The organism is Gracilibacillus suaedae, from assembly GCF_017599345.1.
In the GTDB taxonomy this organism is placed as follows: domain Bacteria; phylum Bacillota; class Bacilli; order Bacillales; family Amphibacillaceae; genus Gracilibacillus; species Gracilibacillus suaedae.
Genome location: NZ_JAGFVL010000053.1, coordinates 64886 through 85080 on the forward strand (window position 1 = coordinate 64886; position 20195 = coordinate 85080).

The 20195-nt window shown below is 39.5% G+C and carries 21 protein-coding genes; all 21 read left to right on the plus strand.

Annotated elements, in window-relative coordinates:
* Positions 1-206 precede the first annotated feature (206 nt).
* The 21 genes from J5J03_RS15520 to J5J03_RS15620 all read left to right on the plus strand — a co-directional run bounded on the left by J5J03_RS15520 (position 207) and on the right by J5J03_RS15620 (position 20171).
* Complete coding sequence (locus tag J5J03_RS15520; RefSeq protein ID WP_208590733.1) at positions 207-2294, plus strand: S8 family serine peptidase; 2088 nt, start codon at positions 207-209, stop codon at positions 2292-2294.
* Positions 2295-2650: 356 nt separating this feature from the next.
* A complete protein-coding gene (locus J5J03_RS15525) occupies positions 2651-2872 on the plus strand; it encodes an AtpZ/AtpI family protein (protein ID WP_208590735.1) in 222 nt (73 codons plus the stop codon).
* A gap of 2 nt (positions 2873-2874) precedes the next feature.
* Positions 2875-3261 carry an ATP synthase subunit I gene (locus tag J5J03_RS15530; protein WP_208590736.1) on the plus strand — a complete coding sequence of 129 codons (387 nt, stop codon included), beginning with the start codon at positions 2875-2877 and terminating at the stop codon, positions 3259-3261.
* A 5-nt stretch (positions 3262-3266) separates the two neighbouring features.
* Positions 3267-3989, plus strand: a complete 723-nt coding sequence (gene atpB / locus J5J03_RS15535) for a F0F1 ATP synthase subunit A (RefSeq protein ID WP_208590737.1) — start codon at positions 3267-3269, stop codon at positions 3987-3989.
* 48 nt (positions 3990-4037) lie between these two features.
* Positions 4038-4244, plus strand: a complete 207-nt coding sequence (atpE, locus tag J5J03_RS15540; protein WP_018930781.1) for a F0F1 ATP synthase subunit C — start codon at positions 4038-4040, stop codon at positions 4242-4244.
* Positions 4245-4559: 315 nt separating this feature from the next.
* Positions 4560-5087, plus strand: a complete 528-nt coding sequence (gene atpF / locus J5J03_RS15545; RefSeq protein ID WP_208590738.1) for a F0F1 ATP synthase subunit B — start codon at positions 4560-4562, stop codon at positions 5085-5087.
* On the plus strand, positions 5084-5626 hold the full coding sequence (locus J5J03_RS15550; protein WP_208590739.1) for a F0F1 ATP synthase subunit delta: 543 nt from the start codon (positions 5084-5086) through the stop codon (positions 5624-5626). The genes atpF and J5J03_RS15550 overlap by 4 nt, the downstream gene beginning before the upstream one ends.
* Positions 5627-5647: 21 nt before the next feature.
* A complete protein-coding gene (gene atpA, locus J5J03_RS15555; RefSeq protein ID WP_208590740.1) occupies positions 5648-7156 on the plus strand; it encodes a F0F1 ATP synthase subunit alpha in 1509 nt (502 codons plus the stop codon).
* An 81-nt stretch (positions 7157-7237) separates the two neighbouring features.
* On the plus strand, positions 7238-8101 hold the full coding sequence (atpG, locus tag J5J03_RS15560; protein ID WP_208590741.1) for an ATP synthase F1 subunit gamma: 864 nt from the start codon (positions 7238-7240) through the stop codon (positions 8099-8101).
* A gap of 42 nt (positions 8102-8143) precedes the next feature.
* Entirely contained in the window at positions 8144-9547 is a 1404-nt protein-coding gene (gene atpD, locus J5J03_RS15565) for a F0F1 ATP synthase subunit beta (protein ID WP_153834867.1), read from the plus strand.
* Between the two features lie 40 nt (positions 9548-9587).
* A complete protein-coding gene (locus tag J5J03_RS15570; RefSeq protein WP_208590743.1) occupies positions 9588-9986 on the plus strand; it encodes a F0F1 ATP synthase subunit epsilon in 399 nt (132 codons plus the stop codon).
* Positions 9987-10567: 581 nt separating this feature from the next.
* Positions 10568-10801 (plus strand): DUF1146 family protein, encoded by a 234-nt coding sequence (locus tag J5J03_RS15575; protein ID WP_208590745.1) that lies wholly within the window; start codon positions 10568-10570, stop codon positions 10799-10801.
* Between the two features lie 82 nt (positions 10802-10883).
* Positions 10884-11603, plus strand: a complete 720-nt coding sequence (locus tag J5J03_RS15580; protein WP_208590747.1) for a YwmB family TATA-box binding protein — start codon at positions 10884-10886, stop codon at positions 11601-11603.
* Positions 11604-11638: 35 nt separating this feature from the next.
* Positions 11639-12946: a UDP-N-acetylglucosamine 1-carboxyvinyltransferase gene (murA, locus tag J5J03_RS15585; RefSeq protein WP_208590748.1), complete on the plus strand. Its 1308-nt coding sequence runs from the start codon at positions 11639-11641 to the stop codon at positions 12944-12946.
* A gap of 182 nt (positions 12947-13128) precedes the next feature.
* A complete protein-coding gene (gene spoIID / locus J5J03_RS15590) occupies positions 13129-14193 on the plus strand; it encodes a stage II sporulation protein D (RefSeq protein WP_208590749.1) in 1065 nt (354 codons plus the stop codon).
* A gap of 58 nt (positions 14194-14251) precedes the next feature.
* Positions 14252-15178 (plus strand): M23 family metallopeptidase, encoded by a 927-nt coding sequence (locus tag J5J03_RS15595; RefSeq protein ID WP_208590750.1) that lies wholly within the window; start codon positions 14252-14254, stop codon positions 15176-15178.
* A 198-nt stretch (positions 15179-15376) separates the two neighbouring features.
* Positions 15377-16414, plus strand: a complete 1038-nt coding sequence (locus J5J03_RS15600; RefSeq protein ID WP_208590751.1) for an AimR family lysis-lysogeny pheromone receptor — start codon at positions 15377-15379, stop codon at positions 16412-16414.
* A 311-nt stretch (positions 16415-16725) separates the two neighbouring features.
* Positions 16726-17016, plus strand: a complete 291-nt coding sequence (gene spoIIID, locus J5J03_RS15605) for a sporulation transcriptional regulator SpoIIID (protein ID WP_163578483.1) — start codon at positions 16726-16728, stop codon at positions 17014-17016.
* Between the two features lie 292 nt (positions 17017-17308).
* Positions 17309-18307 (plus strand): rod shape-determining protein, encoded by a 999-nt coding sequence (gene mreB / locus J5J03_RS15610; protein ID WP_208590752.1) that lies wholly within the window; start codon positions 17309-17311, stop codon positions 18305-18307.
* Positions 18308-18497: 190 nt separating this feature from the next.
* The gene (locus J5J03_RS15615) at positions 18498-19322 is read left to right on the plus strand and encodes a flagellar hook-basal body protein (protein ID WP_208590753.1); all 825 of its coding nucleotides are present in this window, start codon (positions 18498-18500) and stop codon (positions 19320-19322) included.
* Positions 19323-19340: 18 nt separating this feature from the next.
* Positions 19341-20171, plus strand: coding sequence for a flagellar hook-basal body protein (locus J5J03_RS15620; RefSeq protein WP_208590755.1), 831 nt, complete (start codon positions 19341-19343; stop codon positions 20169-20171).
* Positions 20172-20195: the final 24 nt, after the last annotated feature.

Here is a 20195-nt window from a genome sequence, read left to right on the forward strand (position 1 = left end):
CACATTGAGTGGACATCTCGTTAAGTGTACAATTTAACCTGAATTTCCTTAAATAACAGAGTTGATCTCCGTGAAGTCACCTAAAGGAGATTGAAATTATAACGCATCAAATGTCCACAACGTCAAAAAAATCTTGCTTCTCGCTATACATATCTCCCCTCCCAATCGCAAACACTACTCCTATCCAATCAAAAGGAGTGCTTCATGTGTCATTGATTTTATCCCTTTTCTTATTTACCTCAGCTATTGCAGGTTCAACTGAATACTCCTTCATTATCGAAGTAGAAGGTGATCCACATCAGTTCGCCGAAGAAATAGAAACTTATCATCCTAATGTAGAAATCCTAGCTGTCTACGATACGATCTTCAATGGCGTTGCAATCAAAACGGATCAGCGTAACCTCGAAAGAATCAAAAGACGCACAAACTTTCAGCAAACCTATTCTGTTCAAGAATATCAAACACAAATAGCAGAGACTAACATTAATGAGAGTGTCCCTTTTTTAATACCTGAACCTCTACCCTTCACAGGAAAAGGCGTCAAGGTAGGAATTGTTGATACCGGAATAGACTATACGCACCCCGACTTGCGTGCAAATTATCAAGGTGGATATGATTTGGTTGATTTTGATGATGACCCAATGGAAACAACCCCTGAGCAAGGTATGCCTACGTTACATGGTACACATGTCGCGGGAATCATAGGTGCGAATGGACAGATGAAAGGTGTTGCACCAGATGCGGAGCTATATGGCTACCGTGCACTTGGCTCAGGAGGAACCGGGACATCTGTTCAAGTGATGGCGGCAATCGAAAAAGCAGTCAAAGATGGAATGGATATAATCAACCTATCCTTAGGTAATTCGATTAATGGACCGGATTGGCCGACAAGTGTTGCCGTTAACCGTGCTACAGAGCAAGGGGTCACAGTAGTCATTGCCAATGGTAATACAGGTCCTGATTTATGGACGGTTGGCTCACCTGCAACAGCGAATCAGGTCATTTCAGTTGGGGCATCGACCCCTAAGTTAGAGCAACCTTTTTTGTACGATCGATTTCATGACAAAAAAATTGAGATAATGCCGATGCAAGGCTCCCCTGATTGGGAATTCCCGCGTGATCTGGAAGTAACGAATAAAGAGGAGAAAATCACTCACGATACGATCTTGATTATGGATCGAGGGGAGATCCCGTTCGCCCAATTAGCTAAAGAAGCAGAGGAAAAAGGAGCAGCAGCACTGTTAATTGCTAACAATGAAGAAGAAGGAGTCTTTGAAGGTGCAGTAGATCCGAATATTTCGATACCAGTAGCAGCAATTAGTCAAGAAGACGGCAAATGGCTAAAAGAGAATCCAGGCTATTTAAGCATAGAATATCAGGAGATTCAGGATACCGTTACCGATTTTAGTTCACGTGGCCCTGTTACTGTTAATTGGGCAATAAAGCCAGAAATCGTCGCCCCTGGTGCCGGTATTCTAAGTACAGTACCAGGTGGGTACCAGGCATTGAGCGGAACCAGTATGGCGGCACCACATGTGGCAGGGGTAATGGCATTACTGAAAGAAGCCCATCCAGATTGGACACCATCACAACTGAAAGCAGCGGTACTTACGACAGCAAATCCGTTTCAAAACTTCCAACCTACAGAACAAGGGGCAGGTAAAATTGATCCCAAAGCAGCAGTGGACACAGACACACTAATCCATCAGTCTTTGTTGCAATTTGGCAAAATAACAGACAACAGTGAACAAAAAGTAAGTACGGTGACCGTAGAAAATATCTCAGATCATGAAAAACAATATACTTTTGAATTACCAGAGCAAGATACCGACATTCGCTTTCAGTTGCCGAGAAGCTTTACTTTACAGCCGGGCGAAAGGAAAAAGGTAGAAGTAAAAGCAACGATAAGACCAGGGCAAATGGAAGATGGGATCAAACAAGACTATCTATATGTAAATGAAACGCCAATTCCTTATATGTTTCTAACAGAAGAACACGATATTCCTAAAGCAATGGGATTGGAGTTAACGATAACACCGCTGGAAGATAGTTATCATTATCAATTGTACTTAGTAGAAAAGGCTGAAAAAATGACGATCGACCTGTATGATGCCAAAACCTTCGCATATGTTACGACCCTAGTTGAACGTACAGATTTAAATCCAGGTGTAATTGAAGGAGAGGTTGAACAACAAGAGCAGCTTCAAACCCAATATATTGCAAATATAACGATCGAAACCAACCATAATCAAACCTACCAATACCAGACAATTTGGGAAGGAGGAGCAGGATAATTTTTCTTGTATAAGCGGTCAAGGGGACTGGATAAAAGTCCCTTTAATCCGCATAAAATCAGTTATTTCGAAACTCGAAGGAATTTTCACAATATTTTCAAAAAAGGGCTTGTTGTACTTGGTGACTAGCAGTGAAAGGGATCTGCCGAAAGGTGTGGAAACTTGTCCGTTTATTTTTGTTTTTTGTCTCTGAAATCGATTGACAATAGGGGGTCCCTATTGTATGCTAATTTAGTGTGGATGATAAGGGTTACAGAGGTGTGATGAAAATCACTGCAGAAGAAAATAACATGTGTATATGTGAGATTTTCTTCCTTTATACATAAGTAATACGTTTGTATCATAGGAGTGAAAGAATGTCACCACCAAAAAGGAGCCCTTACCATGGTCTGGCGGTATATAGTGCTATTTTATCACAACTCGTTGGCGCACCATTAATTGGCTTGTTTATTGGTAGAGGTATAGACAAGTATTTATCCACATCACCACTTTTTTTAGTGATCGGACTTTTTTTGGGTCTGGGAGCCGGTTTTTATGGAACCATTCATTACGTACGAGATAAAACGGGAGACGAATAACCATGGATCAATACAAAAATATGATAACCCGTCAACGTAAATGGATGTTCTACCTTCTTGCACTTTTTGTTCTTGGTTGGGGGTTTACGCCCTTCACAAGAATATTCCTCGGACTCCTCCTGGGAACAGCATTAAGCTTTTATAATATGTGGGTTATGCAGCGGAAGATCGACCGTTTTGGACAAGCTCTCTCACATGGTGGTCGACCAGCAGGAATTGGTACATTTACCCGCCTAGCCACGGCAGCATTAGCGGTTATCATCGCAATGCGCTTTGAAGAATATTTCCATTTGATGGCTGTTATTTTGGGATTAATGACAACTTATGTTGTTATTATGATAGATTTTGCACTATTCAGAAAACAAGACGAGCAAAAGGAAGTGAGGTGAAGGAATTGGATCACGAATCACCGCTGTTTCATGATCTGTTTGGCATTCCATGGTTAGATTTTAACCTGTCCACTACTTTAATGACGTTTATTTCTTCTGTTATCGTATTTATTATTTGTACATTGGCAGCAAGAAATCTTCAGATGAAGCCAACCGGTTTCCAAAACTTTATGGAGTGGATTGTCGATTTTGTCAAAGGCATTATCGGGGATACGATGGATTGGAAAACAGGGAAAGTATTCTTACCGCTAGGTTTAACATTACTAGTGTACATTTTTATTAGTAACATTCTTGGTGTAATTACTATGGGAGTATGGGGGCATACACTATGGTGGAAATCACCTACTTCTGATGCAACGCTCACATTATCATTATCAGCGTTGGTCATTATTTTAACCCACTATTACGGGGTGAAAACGAAAGGCGTCGGCGAATATATGAAAGACTATGTACGCCCTGTACCGTTTTTATTACCTTTCAAAATTATTGAGGAGTTTACAAACACCTTAACACTAGGTCTACGTCTCTTCGGTAATATCTTTGCTGGTGAAATTTTATTATCACTTATTACCAAAATGGCCATGGCGGCCTTACCATTCACGCTTATATCCATCATTCCGATGATGGCATGGCAAGGATTTAGTTTATTCATTGGAGCTATCCAAGCATTTATTTTCACTATGTTAACAATGGTTTATATGTCTCATAAAGTGAGTTCAGACCATTAAAATAAAATAATCTTAATTATCTATACATTTTAAAGGAGGAAACAAACAATGGGAGCTTTAGCAGCTGCAATTGCAATTGGTTTAGCGGCACTTGGTGCTGGTTTAGGTAACGGTATGATCGTAAGTCGTACAGTAGAGGGGATTGCACGTCAACCAGAATTAAGAGGTGCACTTCAAACAACAATGTTTATCGGGGTAGCGTTAGTAGAGGCGATTCCAATTTTCGCCGTAGTTATTGCCTTCATGGTAATGTAATTATACTTAATCTGATAGAATGGCGAAGTTCGTCTAAGACAACCTTCGCCATTCCTTTGTAACAAGAAAAGCGATAAGTGCCGTTAAGAAACGTACGGTTTGGACTGAAGCGTAGGAGATAAAGGAAACACGACGAAGAATGAGTCGATGTTGACTTATCAACGAAGCTGAGGGAAAACCGCTAGTTTCTGGCACATAGAGCTAGACAACAAGAAAAGCGATAAGTGCCCTATAAAATAAGGCGAACGTAGCTATAAAACAAGAATGTAATGTTACAGCGAAATAGATGACTAATCGTGGGAAGGAGTGAACACTGTGCAACTTTTAGCAGGTGGGCTCGTCATTCAAGCTGCAATCGGCGGTTTACAAGGTGGAGATATGGCATTTGCCATTGTCAGCTTTCTAATTTTACTTGCATTATTGAAAAAATTCGCTTGGGGTCCATTAATGAACAAGATGGAAGAGCGTGAAAACCATATTGCAAACGAAATTGATACAGCTGAAAAAAACCGTGCGGAAGCAGAAAAAGCTGCGCGTGAGGCAAACGAACAATTAAAAGCGACGCGTCAAGAAGCGCAACAAATTATTGAAGATGCGAAAAAAGCAGGAACTGAGCAGGAACGAACTATTATTGAAGCAGCAAACGAAGCAGCTGCTCGTATTAAGAAGTCTGCAGAAGAAGATATCGCACGCGAGAAAGAAAAAGCAGTTGAAGCACTTCAAGCACAAGTGGCAACCTTATCAGTACAGATTGCTACTAAAGTGATCGAGAAAGAAATTAATGCAGAGGATCAAGAACAGTTGATCAGTGAGTACATTAAAGAGGTAGGAGAAGAGCAATGAGTAAAACGAATGTAGCAAAGCGTTACGCAGAAGCTCTTTTTCAAATCGGTGCAGAAAAGGAAACCATTGATTTCCTGGAAACAGAATTGACAACAGTCAAAGAAGTTTTCCAAACTAATGAAGGATTTCTTTCATTTTTACAACATCCAAAAGTAGAAGTAGAAAAGAAAAAGCAGCTACTTAACGAAGCGTTCGCAGGCTTTTCGAAGGATGTATTACATACACTTTCGTTACTTGTAGATCGCCATAACGAATCGATTGTACCAGATATTGTCGACCACTTTATCACTTTTGCTAATCAGGCAAAAGGAGTGAAGGAGGCAACGGTCTATTCGGTTCGCGCATTATCAGATGCGGAAAAAGAAGAAATCGAAAATGTGTTCACGAAGAAATTAAATGTAAAAGCGTTGAAGATAAATAACCATGTCGATCCATCCGTTATTGGTGGCGTCAAGATCAAAGTTGGCAATACAGTATATGACGGCTCTGTCAAAGGTAAATTGGATCGTCTTGAACGACAAATAAGAAGAGCAAATTAAGGACGATAGGGGTGAAATGGCATGAGCATTAAAGCTGAAGAAATCAGTGCGCTGATTAAACAGCAAATTGAAAGCTATGATTCAGACATTGAAGTGAGCGATGTTGGTACAGTTATCGAAATCGGTGATGGTATCGCACGTGCACACGGTCTTGATAACGTCATGTCTGGTGAGCTTGTCGAATTTTCAAATGGTGTCATGGGTATGGCACAAAACTTAGAAGAATCAAATGTCGGGATCGTAATCCTTGGGCCTTATACGGAAATTCGTGAAGGTGACGAAGTTCGTCGTACAGGTCGTATTATGGAAGTGCCAGTAGGGGAGGAACTTATTGGTCGTGTCGTTAATCCGTTAGGACAACCAGTTGATGGAAAAGGTCCTATTGAAACTTCAAAAGCACGTCCAATTGAATCTCCAGCACCTGGTGTAATGGATCGTAAATCAGTTGATGAACCATTACAAACTGGTATCAAAGCGATTGACGCATTAGTACCAATCGGTCGTGGTCAACGTGAGTTAATCATTGGGGACCGCCAAACAGGTAAAACAACCGTAGCTATCGATACAATCTTGAATCAAAAAAATGAAGATATGATCTGTATCTATGTAGCAATTGGTCAAAAAGACTCTACTGTACGTGGAACAGTAGAAGTTCTACGTAAGCATGGAGCACTTGACTATACAATCGTTGTCTCTGCCGGCGCGAGTGAGCCTGCACCACTTCAATACCTAGCACCATATGCAGGGGTATCTATGGGTGAAGAGTTCATGTATAACGGCAAACACGTACTAGTTGTATATGATGATTTAACAAAACAAGCGAACGCATATCGTGAGCTTTCCTTATTATTACGCCGCCCGCCAGGACGTGAGGCATTCCCAGGGGATGTATTCTATTTACATTCTCGTCTATTGGAACGTGCAGCAAAATTAAATGACGACAAAGGTGGAGGTTCTTTAACAGCACTTCCATTCGTTGAGACACAAGCAGGGGATATTTCTGCTTATATTCCAACGAACGTTATTTCGATTACAGATGGTCAAATATTCTTACAGTCCGACTTATTCTTCTCCGGTGTGCGTCCAGCGATTAACGCAGGTCTATCGGTATCTCGTGTAGGTGGTTCTGCGCAAATCAAAGCAATGAAGAAGGTTGCCGGTACATTGCGCCTTGACCTAGCCTCTTTCCGTGAGCTAGAATCATTCGCACAATTCGGTTCTGACTTAGATAAAGCAACACAAGCAAAATTAAACCGTGGTGCTCGTACGGTAGAAGTATTAAAGCAAGGTCTTCATAAGCCATTAGTAGTAGAAAAACAAGTTATGATCATCTATGCATTAACAAAAGGTTTCCTAGACGACATTCCTGTTGAAGATATTACTCGTTTTGAAGAGGAGTTCTTAACATGGTTGGATAACAATAAATCAGAACTTCTTGCTACAATCAAAGAAACAGGAGCTCTTGCAGATGATGGCGACATGAGCGGTGCAGTAGAAGAATTCAAAAAAACATTTGTCGTTTCTGAGTAATAATAAAAAAGCGAAAGTGTCCGTTTAGCGACATCTCGTAAGTAATAGCGTCAACCTTTTAGGAAAGGGCGGTGAAACAACGTGGCATCTCTTAGAGATATCAAAACACGAATTAATTCCACGCAAAAGACGAAACAGATCACGAAAGCCATGCACATGGTATCTGCATCTAAATTAAGTAAAGCAGAGGAATTTGCCAAAGCTTTTGATCCATACAGTGATAAGATTAAAGAAGTTGTTAATAGCATAGCCGGTAGTGGTCAGGATGCAGAGCACCCAATGCTTCAGACACGTGAAGTGAAAAAGACAGCTTATTTTGTTATCACGGCAGATCGAGGTCTGGCGGGAGCTTTTAACAGTGGAATACTTCGTGAAGTTTATCGCACGATTCAAGAGAAGCATCAATCCAAAGATGAATATGCCGTTATCGCAGTAGGAAGAATGGGACGTGACTTCTTCAGAAAACGTGACATCCCCGTTCTTCAGGAGATCACTGGTCTTTCGGATCAACCTAATTTTGCTGATATTAAAGACTTAACGTCTGAAACGGTACAACTTTTTATTGATGAAGAAATTGATGAGCTAGTGATTTTCTATAATCACTTTATCAGTGCGATTTCACAAAAAGTAACATCGAAAAAACTTTTACCACTCACAGATCTACAAGAAGAAGCTGGTGGTACAAAGAGCACATATGAATATGAACCAAATCAACAAGAAATATTAGATGTATTATTGCCACAATATGCGGAGAGCTTGATCTTCGGTGCACTATTAGACAGTAAAGCGAGTGAGCATGCTTCTCGTATGACTGCTATGAAAAGTGCGACAGATAACGCGGATGAACTTATTGATGACTTATCATTACAGTACAACCGTGCAAGACAAGCAGCGATCACGCAAGAAATCACCGAAATTGTTGGTGGGGCAGCCGCATTAGAATAATACAATCGTACGGTAGTAAATCTTTAGTTAGGAGGGAAATCGATGGCAAAAGGACACGTTATTCAGATTATGGGGCCGGTTGTCGACGTTAAATTCGAAGATGGCCATCTCCCTGAAATTTACAACGCGTTAAAAGTACAGTATGATGTGAACGGTGAAGCGCAAGAACTAACGGTAGAAGTTGCTCTTCACTTAGGCGATGACTCTGTACGTACAATCGCGATGTCATCTACAGAAGGTGTTCAACGTGGAGCAGAAGTAACAGACTTAAACGCACCGATCTCAGTACCAGTAGGTGATGAAACGCTAGGTCGTGTCTTCAACGTTTTAGGCGAGAAAATCGACCTTGACGAAGAAATAGGTGCAGATGTTCGCCGTGATCCAATTCACCGCGAATCTCCGCAATTTGAAGACTTAGCAACAGAAACAGAAATTCTAGAAACAGGTATTAAAGTTGTAGACTTATTAGCACCTTATATTAAAGGTGGTAAAATCGGTTTATTTGGTGGTGCGGGTGTAGGTAAAACCGTACTTATTCAAGAGCTGATCAACAACATCGCACAAGAGCATGGTGGTATTTCCGTATTTGCTGGTGTAGGGGAGCGTACTCGTGAAGGTAACGACCTTTACTATGAAATGAAGGATTCAGGCGTAATTTCCAAAACAGCGATGGTATTTGGTCAAATGAACGAGCCGCCAGGAGCGCGTATGCGTGTAGCACTAACTGGTCTGACAATGGCGGAATATTTCCGTGACGAAAAAGGTGCAGACGTACTATTGTTCATTGATAACATTTTCCGTTTTACGCAAGCAGGTTCAGAGGTATCGGCACTTCTTGGTCGTATGCCATCTGCCGTTGGTTACCAGCCGACACTTGCAACAGAAATGGGTCAATTACAAGAGCGTATCACATCAACGAATAAAGGTTCTGTTACATCTATCCAAGCGATCTATGTACCAGCCGATGACTATACAGACCCGGCACCGGCTACAACGTTCGCTCACTTAGATGCAACAACAAACCTTGATCGTAAATTATCAGAGCAAGGTATTTACCCAGCGGTAGATCCACTTGCCTCTACATCTCGTGCACTTGACCCTGAAGTAGTAGGGGAAGAGCACTACAATGTTGCGCGTGAAGTACAGCAGACATTACAAAAATATAAAGAACTACAGGATATTATCGCGATCCTAGGTATGGATGAGTTATCTGATGAAGATAAACTAACGGTATCTCGTGCGCGTCGTATCCAGTTCTTCTTATCGCAAAACTTCCACGTAGCAGAGCAATTTACAGGTCAACCAGGTTCCTATGTACCAGTTAAAGAAACTGTCCAAGGATTCCGCGAAATCCTAGATGGTAAATATGATGACCTTCCAGAAGATGCATTCCGTTTAGTCGGCCGCATCGAAGAAGTAGTAGAAAAAGCAAAGCAAATGGCTTAATTCGCCTTTAGCTTTTATTCCAGCCTAAGGAGGGGTTCTGTTGAATACACTAACAGTAAGTGTTGTTACTCCGGATGGCCCTGTTCTGGAAGATTCATTTGAAATGGTTAGCTGTAAAGCTGAGAGTGGAGAGCTCGGGGTCTTACCAGGTCACATTCCGCTCGTTGCACCACTGTCCATTAGTGCAGTGCGCTTAAAAGGAGAGAATCCACAACGAATTGCAGTAAGTGGAGGATTCCTTGAGGTTCGTCCTGATAAAGTGACAATTCTTGCACAATCAGCAGAGCGACCTGATGATATTGATATCGAGCGTGCTCGTGCAGCGAAAGAACGAGCAGAACGTCGTTTACAAGCTAAGCAAGATGAAATAGATTTCAGAAGGGCAGAATTAGCACTTAAACGTGCCTTAAACCGAATCGATGTCGTAGAAAATAGATAACAAGGAAAAGGGGCTGCCTCAACCGACTGGTTGAGCGCAGCCCCTTTTCAAGTTGCAAATAAATCCCTCAAGTTGCAAATAAATCCCTCAAGTTGCAAATAAATCCCTCAAGTTGCAAATAAATCCCTCAAGTTGCAAATAAATCCCTCAAGTTGCAAATAAATCCCTCAAGTTGCAAATAAATCCCTCAAGTTGCAAATAAATCCCTCAAGTTGCAAGAAGAACCCCCAAAGTTGCAAGAAGAACCCAGAAAACAGAAAGGTAAATCTAAAAGCAGTGCATCACATGCCATCCTTTCAAGATTTCAACTAAAAAAACAATTCCCTTGTCGAAAATTCAGCACATTTTTCTCAGATCTCCACTTTCTCATCTACTATATAGAGTGCCCATATTCTTATAACAACTCTTTAGTCCCATCATCTACTTAGAAATGGTACAAAATGGATTATATCCCTGTCCTCATATCTAATAAAATAACATTTTAGCTAAATTTCCCGGGAAATATCAAAGTATATCCGATTAAGGCGAATCGTCAATATATATGTTAAAATAGAGAAAAACAAGTAAACGAGGGATATATTATGATGCAAAGTTTGGCGCAAGAAGGATTGATCGGGATGTTATCACATCTCATTTTTATCGTGATTACATGGCAAGTCCTTCAAGCTCTGAATTTCGACGAATTATTTAGAAAGAATAAAGTGTTTGAAGCACGAATATTGGTTATCTTCATTACGATAGCAATTGGTTCAACCGTGAGTAACTTTTTCTTAGACTTCTTAAAGTGGTCCCAACAATTAATCTACCTTTTTTAAGTTTACTCATACCAAAATAATAAAAAAGAGTATGAATACTTTATTTCCTGCCAATACTTCTAATAAAAAAGGAGTGCGGGAAATGAAGTATTTTTTTATATTGCTTGTGACGGTTGGAATGATGTTCTCTGTAGATCAATTACTTACTGAGACAAAAACAAATATAGAGAATCAAAAGGAAATAGACGAATTGATAGAATTAGTGGATGATCAGGATCTTCAACTATCAAACTTGCAAACTACTATTAGAGAATCAATGGAAATAACGGACATAGAAAGTTTTATTTCTAAAATCAACGGGTATCAACTCGATATACAAGAAAAAGATCAAGATAATAATCGACTGAAATTCAGTACAGACCGACAAGAAAACACTGGAATTACCGAATCAATCTTATTAGTGCGTATTAATGAACAGGAGGAACAATTTCAGATCATCTATACGATTACGGCGAATGAAACAGCACCGGAAGTACTAAAAGTATATAAAGAGAAAATGAAAGAAATTACTAATGGCTTATTTAAAAAAAATGCGCAATATTTTTCTTGTGTTGAAGCGTGGAAAGATGGTATGATAGATATTGTTTGTTTTATAAATTTTGTAAAATCACGACTAGATATGACAATAACTGACGAAATAAAAGAGCCAGATTTTTATACGTGGACTGGCTATACACCAAAATGGAACAATAAATTGCAACAAAATGATGAAGAAATTAATATGCAAATCGCAGTAAGAGAGCGGATAGGAGATCGGACAACTATCACTATAGGAACACCTATCCTAATACATGAATACTAATAATAATGAATATGGTCTACAGAGGAGAATGAGCCTTGGAAAATATCATCGTACGTGGTGGTAGGCAGTTAAATGGTACTGTAAGAATTGAAGGAGCAAAGAATGCCGTACTGCCTGTCATCGCCGCAAGCATAATCGCAAGTGAAGGAAAAAGCATTATACACGAAGTACCTGCATTGGCAGATGTACACACCATAAACCAAGTTTTAACGCATATGAATGCAGAAGTTCACTATCAAGGGAATACCGTAACAGTGGATGCAACCAAACCATTATTAACGGAGGCGCCTTTTGAATATGTTAGAAAAATGCGTGCATCTGTCCTAGTTTTAGGACCTCTTTTAGCACGATATGGTCATGCGAAGGTAGCATTACCAGGTGGCTGTGCAATTGGATCACGACCAATTGATCTACATTTAAAAGGGTTTGAAGCTATGGGGGCAGATGTCCATGTTGGCAATGGCTTTGTCGAAGTCTCTACGAAAGATAGATTAAAAGGGGCTAAAATTTATTTAGATATGCCTAGTGTTGGAGCAACAGAAAACATTATGATGGCAGCAGCACTTGCAAAAGGGAAAACAATTATTGAAAATGCTGCTAAAGAACCGGAAATAGTAGATTTAGCAAATTATTTAAACAAAATGGGTGCTAATGTTATAGGTGCCGGCACAGAGACAATTAAAATTGCAGGTGTCGACAAGCTTCGTGGAGTAGAGCATACGATTATTCCAGACCGTATCGAAGCAGGAACATTTATGGTAGCAGCAGCTATTACAGGTGGTAATGTTTTAATAGAAAACGCTGAAATTGAGCATATTCGTGCCCTTGTTTCCAAAATGGAAGAGATGGGCGTTAAAATTAATGAAGAGAAAAGTGGTATTCGTGTTATCGGACCAAAGAGATTGAAAGCTACGGATATCAAAACATTGCCACATCCAGGATTTCCGACAGATATGCAATCACAAATGATGGCATTGATGTTACAGGCATCAGGTACTGGAGTGATTACAGAAACTGTTTTTGAAAACCGTTTTATGCATGTTGAGGAATTCCGTAGAATGAATGCAAAATTAAAAATAGAAGGCCGTAGCGTCATCGTAGAGGGTCCTGTTAGCCTTCAAGGGGCAGAAGTCGCTGCGACTGATTTACGTGCCGGAGCAGCCTTAATTTTAGCAGGATTAGTAGCAGAAGGATATACCCGTGTAACTTCTCTACACCATATCGATAGAGGATATGTAGATATTACAGAGAAATTTGCTAACCTGGGAGCGGACATTGAAAGAGTCACTCAAGGAGAAACTACTATCATAACCGAAGTACAACAACAAGTAGAAGTACAATAATAAAAAGAGGACAGCTTTAATAGAAGCTTGTCCTCTTTTTATTATACATTAGGAATCTGTCAACTGATAGCAGGACAATAATTGTCCAAGCCTATTCTCTACTTAAGTTTTTCATTGTTCTAATCTCCTATTCTTCTGAATAAGATAGAGTAGAAACATAAGAAACACAGAGGAGGTTAGCCATGGCCAGATGGCAAAACAAAAAAACATCAACTAACTGGAAATTACCAACTATTATCATCCTTTCGACATTACTCACATTTATGTTTATCATCCCAACCCTTATCGTGATACCGTTCACAGAGGATGATGCAACTCAAGCATCTGTAGAAACAGCAACAGCAACAGCAAGCACTGCAGAAGACGAAACAGCCATTTCATTAGAATCTCCTTTTGATATCCATGTATTACGCACGGAAACAAATGAAGTGGAACAAGTCCCCTTAGAAGAGTACGTGACACATGTGGTTGCCTCCGAAATGCCTGCAGATTTTGAAATCGAAGCATTAAAAGCACAGGCATTAGCAGCAAGAACTTTTATTATTCGTTTTCTGATGCAAGAGAACCCGAAGGAACTTGCTGATGGCGCTGATGTGAAAGATACTGTCGAACATCAAGTATATAAAAATACAGATGAACTTAGGCAAGTATGGGGTAGTGACTACCATTGGAAAATCGACAAAATTACCGAAGCAGTCGCAGCTACTCAAGGACAGATAATCACCTATAGTAATGAACCAATCACCGCATCGTTTTTTTCGACAAGTAATGGCTTTACAGAAAATTCCGAAGACTATTGGGAAGGTGAACTGCCTTATTTGCGATCGGTTGAAAGTCCTTGGGATGAAGAAGTATCTCCTAAATTCTTTGATCAGAAAATATTTACGGTAGCTGACTTGGAAGATAAATTAAACATCGATCTTTCTAACTCAGTAGAAGATTTCCAATTGACAAGAACAGAAAGTAAAAGGGTAGAGACAGCAACAATTGGTGGAGAATCCTTCTCAGGGCGAGATATCCGCGATTATCTTCAACTGCCATCTAGTGATTTCACAATTACTAGAAAAGATGATCATTATGTCTTTACAACGAAAGGCTATGGTCATGGTGTGGGAATGAGTCAGTATGGCGCAAATGGGATGGCACAAGAAGGGAAAAACTATGAAGAGATCATTGAACATTACTATCAGGGGGTACAAGTAAGCACGCTAGAACAAGCAACTCCAACCCTTTTAGCAAAAAAATAAAAAAAACATGTATAAAATTTCCTCTTTATGATCACAATGGTTGCTGAGGTGATGCATAATGGAGGAAAACAAGAACGTTTCAAAAAATAGTTGGAAACGTATCTTCAAGAAAAGATGGTTTTTTCCTGCTGTATATCTAGCGGTAGCTGCTCTACTTTTAACAGGGGTTCTATGGTATCAAAATGCTGCAAATCAAGGGCCAGACTTAGCAGAAGACATGGAAAATCAACTAGATGATCTAAGTGAAGATCAAGATGCACAAGATGAAGAAGATGCAACTACTGTCATGCAACAACAGGAAGTACTAGAGATGCCAGTTTCCGAAGACTTGCAAGTGGAAATCGTGACCAAATTTTATGATTATGGAGCAGATGCAGAAGAACAAGAACAGGCGCTCATTTCACACCAAAACAAATTCTATCAAAGTGATGGGATTGCAATCTCGACTGATGACCATGAGGCATTTGATGTGACAGCGTCATTGTCTGGAACGGTAGCAGAAGTGAAGCAAGATCCATTACTAGGTAATGTGGTGAAGATGGAGCATGAGCATGGGGTTTCCACATACTATGCTAGTTTAGATGAAGTTTTTGCTGAAGAGGGTAACGAAGTCAAGCAAGGAGAAACCATTGGAACAGCTGGACAGAATACACTCGGTCAAGACAATGGTGTCCACGTTCACTTTGAAGTGAGAAAAGATGGAACACCAGTCAATCCAGAGCATTTTATTAATCAACCAATTAATAAAATTATCGGACCTGACAAGGGTGAAGAAGAAGACAAGGAACCAGCTGCAGAAGATGAAGAGAAGGAAGAAGAAAATTCAGAAGAAAATAATACACCGACGGAAGAAGAAAGTTCAGAGGAAAATGAAGCATCAACAGAAGATGACAGTTCAGCTGAAGATGAGAACGCAACAGAATCAGAAGACAATTCAGATGCTGAAAATGAAACAGAATCATCGAGCGCAATGGAACATGCGTAAACCAAATCTCCTTACCTGTGAAAAAGGTAGGGAGATTTTCATTTTTCAACGCTATTCTTACATATTCTACTTACAAGCTATGAAAAACAATCAAATAGTGTCGATATCGATAACTATTTGACGAACGATTCTAGCAAAAAACCTATTGCATAATTTCTCGATTATGAAATAATAAGTAACTGTGAAAGGAGATAGATTATGGCACAATCAAATACAAAAACAAAGATCGGGACAATGCTCGACTATTTTGAATCAGAAAAGCAACTGCAATTTCCTCAATTTTTAACCTTGATCAGTCTAGATAGTGACGAAGCAGCACAATTGGAATTAGCAAAGGAATTCCTGCATCAAAGCAATTCTGACTTAGATAAACGATTAGCTCTAGAGTATTTTTATATTAACCAATGCTACCATGAATTACAATATTTTATAGAAGTGAACAAAGAAAGTATGAATCCATTAAATCAAGGATTAGCGATACTTTATCAGTTCATGCTAGATTTAAAAAATGGTAAACCTGTTCATGAGATCAGAACTCAATCGAAAACGGTTTCCGTTCAACATCCTGAATTAAGGTGTTTAAAATACTTTTTGTATATTGAAATAGATAAAAAAGTATATAACTACGAACGAATCGGTTACTATCTAAATAAAATTCAGAAATATCTACGTCATCTAGACAATCCACTATTTATTACATTCTTCCAGATTAGAATAAAGAACTTATTATTTCACTACTATTGGAAGAGAAATGAGTTAATTTTAGCAAGAAAGAACGCTTATGAAGCGTTACAAATGCCTCATCATATCAAATCAAAAGCACGTCTCCACCTAGACTTAGCACTCAGTTATATATATGAAGATTTTGAATCTAGTGTCTATCATATCGAAGAAGCAAAATACATAGCTAATTGCTTAAACGATGCAGACACTTTAGAAGATATTGATTCACATATTTATCCGTTTATTTGTGCACACTTCGGAAGAGTGAAAGGGGTTTTTACTAACGATCCGATTGAACGAGCACACTTAGAAATAGCAAAAGGGAACTACGAAAAAGCAACAAATTTGTTGGAACAATTAGACACAATAACCCCGTTTACACAATATTACTTAGGCTTAGCAACAAAGAAGCAACATTTTTTCATATATTCTTATCAATACTTTATGGAGAAAAGGAGTGATCACTTTTTCGCAAGGTTGCCACTGAGGGCTTCAGAAGGTTTAGGAATATAAAGAAAATATGGGAGTGGGAGAAATGTCTATGAAGTTCGTAAAAAAGTTTGATCCAGATTACGGTGATATTGGTTAAAAAGAGTGATGGCGAAAGCCATCACTCTTTTTAATTACATCGTCCAATCCTCTCTGACTCGTATGCTGACGCAAAATTTACTGTCATAATGGGATGTGCTGTTTAATATGATGGTACAAATTATCTTTTATTTGTCTAAGGTGAGGATGCTATTCGTCGGTATTGTGGATAATTTTATAGGTAGGACTTGTCTCTGTTCACACCTTGGACTGACAACTTTGGGGAGGCGAGTGATGTGCATGACTACATCAAAGAGAGAACATTAAGGATTGGAAGGTACATTGTCGAAACGAAGAAAACGGTTCGAGTTATCGCCAAGGAATTTGGAGTTTCAAAAAGTACAGTACACAAAGACCTGACAGAACGATTACCAGAAATACATCCAGAGCTGGCAAACGAAGTCAAAAACATACTAAGCCACCATAAAGCAATTCGACACCTTCGTGGTGGAGAAGCAACCAAAATGAAATATCAGCTTAATGGTAAAAAAGCACCGCCGGAAACAGAAGAACTATTAACTAAATAACCTAAATGATATCCTCTCTAATTCATACATATACCTTCAGATGAACACCATACTAATAACAGATACTCCTTGCTATCAGCTATTTTTCGCAAAAATCCAGTAAAAATATAAAATAACGACATTTTTTTATGGAAATATATAACGATATTCAGCATTTTATGATATTATATATAATTAGAGGTATTATGTACCATAATAGAGAAAAGACATCTACTAGCAGTCTACATAAACATCATTAATTGATCGACATAAATCTCAAGTTAAGGTTATGAAATAGGGAGGATAATCGTTCATGTTTTCAAGAGATATTGGAATAGATTTAGGAACTGCGAATGTACTTATTCATGTGAAGGGAAAAGGTATTGTACTGGATGAGCCGTCCGTTGTTGCGATGGATCGCAATACCGGTAAAGTATTAGAGGTTGGTGAAGAAGCACGCCGTATGGTTGGCCGTACACCAGGTAATATCGAAGCAATTCGTCCGCTCAAGGATGGAGTCATCGCAGATTTTGATGTAACAGAATCAATGCTTAGATATTTTATTAACAAAATTAATGTCAAAGGATTTTTATCGAAGCCAAGAATGCTAATTTGCTGCCCAACAAACATTACCAAGGTAGAACAAAAAGCAATCAAAGAAGCGGCAGAAAAATCCGGCGGTAAAAAAGTTTACTTAGAAGAAGAACCAAAAGTAGCGGCAATCGGTGCAGGTATGGATATTTTCCAACCAAGCGGGAACATGGTCGTGGATATCGGTGGTGGAACAACAGATATCGCTGTACTGTCGATGGGAGATATCGTAACGGCTCAATCGATCAAGATGGCTGGGGACAAATTCGATGGTGAAATTCTTCAATATGTAAAACGTAAATATAAATTATTAATCGGTGAAAGAACAGCAGAAGATATTAAAGTTAATGTTGCAACTGTATTTCCAGGTGCTCGCAATGAAGAAATCGATATTCGCGGTCGTGATATGGTAACAGGTTTACCTCGAACGATTACGATCCGTTCCGAAGAAGTAGAAGAAGCGTTAAGAGAATCGATTTCATTAATTGTACAATCTGCGAAGACCGTTTTAGAAAAAACACCACCAGAATTATCAGCAGATATTATTGACAGAGGTGTTATTCTAACCGGTGGTGGTGCATTGTTAAATGGTTTAGACCAATTGCTCGCAGAAGAATTAAAAGTACCAGTTCTTTTAGCGGAAGAACCAATGAATTGTGTAGCAAAAGGTACAGGCATTATGTTAGATAACATTGATAAACTAGAGCGTTCGATTGTTTAATACATAAGAAAAGCATAAGCGCCCGTTTAGCGACCCATGGACTGGACTGAAGTGTAGGAGATAAAGGAATCACAGTGACGAAGGAACTGATGATGACTTATCGTACAGAGCTGAGGGAAGTCCACTAGTCGCTGGCGCTGAAGCTAGACATAAACAAGTTTTTTGCGTCATTAGGAGGGAAGTTCGACTCATGCTAAGAGGTTTTTACACAGCTACAAATGGAATGATGGCACAGCAACGTAGACAAGAGGTGCTATCCAATAATATGACCAATGCACAAACTCCTGGATATAAACAAGATCAAACACCATTAAGAGCATTTCCGGAGTTATTAATTCAACGTATGGAAAACCGTGATATTCCCAATTCGCAGGGTACTAGTGTACCAACCATGACTGAAATTGGGGCTATTAACACCGGGGTATATGTACACGAAACGATACCTGATTTCGTACAGGGTAGCCTTCAAGAAACCGGTATTTCAACAGATATGGCCCTAGTCCAGGGTGAAACTCCTGATGAAGACGGATCAATCTTTTACACGGTCCAAAATGGTGAAGGAGATATCCGTTATACGAGAAACGGTAATTTCACTGTTGATGGTGAAGGGAATTTAACAACGACTAATGGTTATTATGTTTTAGACGATGCGGGGAATCCAATCAATACGGACAACTTAGCATTTACAGTAACACCGGAAGGAATGGTGCAACTAGACGATGGCGAAGTGCCACTTGGGATCGCTTATAGTGCCAATCCTAATGATTTAGTGAAAAACGGACAAGATTTATTTGAGCTTGGAGAAGATGGTGAGGCATTAGTGGATGCTAGAGGTGTAGACGGCTTACAATTCAATGTCCAGCAGAATCATTTAGAGAATTCCAACGTTGATGCCGCACAAACAATGACAGATATGATGCAAGCATACCGCAGTTTTGAAGCAAACCAAAAAGTAGTTCAACAATACGATCGTAGTTTAGACAAAGCAGTCAATGAAATTGCGCGACTTGGATAATAAAAGGGGTAGAAGCAAATGACAAGAATGACCTTCCAAGCTGCTGTAGCGATGGGGCAATTACAACAACGATTAGATAATATCGGGAATAATATTGCGAATGTAAATACAGCAGGCTATAAGAATCGTGATGCCAACTTTTCTTCTTTACTGTCTCAGCAAATCAACACCGAGCCTGATCCAACTAATCCCCAAGGACGATTAACACCAGATGGATTACGAGTTGGGAATGGAGCAAAGCTAGGTCACACCAATTTTAATTTTGATCAAGGATCATTACAAGTAACAGACCGTAACCTTGATGTTGCTTTATTGGAAGACAACCATCTTTTTCAGGTAGCAGTTAATGAGAATGGTGAAGAAGAAGTTCGTTATACAAGAGCAGGTAACTTTTATTTAACTCCATTGGAAGAAGATCAAGTGATGCTCGTTACTTCTGATGGAAATCCTGTTCTTGGTGCTGGTGGGGAACCGATTGTCTTAGCTGATAATATGGACGATCTGAAAATCGAGGAAAATGGTGCAATCAATGTGACACGTAATGGTGTGCAAGCTGTTGAAGGCCAATTGGAGATTGTCGAAGCAGTACGTCCGCGATTGTTAGAAGCGGCAGGGGGCAGTTTATTCCGCCTATCTGAACAATCACTTGATAATTATCCGTTTGATGAAATCATCAACGAAGTTGGATTAGCAGATGTAAGAATGGAAAGTGGTTCATTAGAAGCTTCCAATGTAGACCTAGCAAAACAAACAACAGATATGATCGAAACGCAACGAGCATATCAATTTAATGCACGAACAATCTCAATGCATGACCAAATGAGAGGACTCATTAATCAGTTGAGATAGTGTAGTTTTTAATAAGGAGTCATC

Excerpts from the sequence above, each read along its gene's own strand:
- J5J03_RS15525 (WP_208590735.1), top strand. The coding sequence starts at position 2,651 with ATGTCACCACCAAAAAGGAGCCCTTACCATGGTCTGGCGGTATATAGT.
- J5J03_RS15530 (WP_208590736.1), top strand. The coding sequence starts at position 2,875 with ATGGATCAATACAAAAATATGATAACCCGTCAACGTAAATGGATGTTC.
- atpE (WP_018930781.1), top strand. The coding sequence starts at position 4,038 with ATGGGAGCTTTAGCAGCTGCAATTGCAATTGGTTTAGCGGCACTTGGT.
- J5J03_RS15550 (WP_208590739.1), top strand. The coding sequence starts at position 5,084 with ATGAGTAAAACGAATGTAGCAAAGCGTTACGCAGAAGCTCTTTTTCAA.
- atpA (WP_208590740.1), top strand. The coding sequence starts at position 5,648 with ATGAGCATTAAAGCTGAAGAAATCAGTGCGCTGATTAAACAGCAAATT.
- atpD (WP_153834867.1), top strand. The coding sequence starts at position 8,144 with ATGGCAAAAGGACACGTTATTCAGATTATGGGGCCGGTTGTCGACGTT.
- J5J03_RS15575 (WP_208590745.1), top strand. The coding sequence starts at position 10,568 with ATGATGCAAAGTTTGGCGCAAGAAGGATTGATCGGGATGTTATCACAT.
- J5J03_RS15580 (WP_208590747.1), top strand. The coding sequence starts at position 10,884 with ATGAAGTATTTTTTTATATTGCTTGTGACGGTTGGAATGATGTTCTCT.
- spoIID (WP_208590749.1), top strand. The coding sequence starts at position 13,129 with ATGGCCAGATGGCAAAACAAAAAAACATCAACTAACTGGAAATTACCA.
- J5J03_RS15595 (WP_208590750.1), top strand. The coding sequence starts at position 14,252 with ATGGAGGAAAACAAGAACGTTTCAAAAAATAGTTGGAAACGTATCTTC.
- J5J03_RS15600 (WP_208590751.1), top strand. The coding sequence starts at position 15,377 with ATGGCACAATCAAATACAAAAACAAAGATCGGGACAATGCTCGACTAT.
- mreB (WP_208590752.1), top strand. The coding sequence starts at position 17,309 with ATGTTTTCAAGAGATATTGGAATAGATTTAGGAACTGCGAATGTACTT.
- J5J03_RS15615 (WP_208590753.1), top strand. The coding sequence starts at position 18,498 with ATGCTAAGAGGTTTTTACACAGCTACAAATGGAATGATGGCACAGCAA.
- J5J03_RS15620 (WP_208590755.1), top strand. The coding sequence starts at position 19,341 with ATGACAAGAATGACCTTCCAAGCTGCTGTAGCGATGGGGCAATTACAA.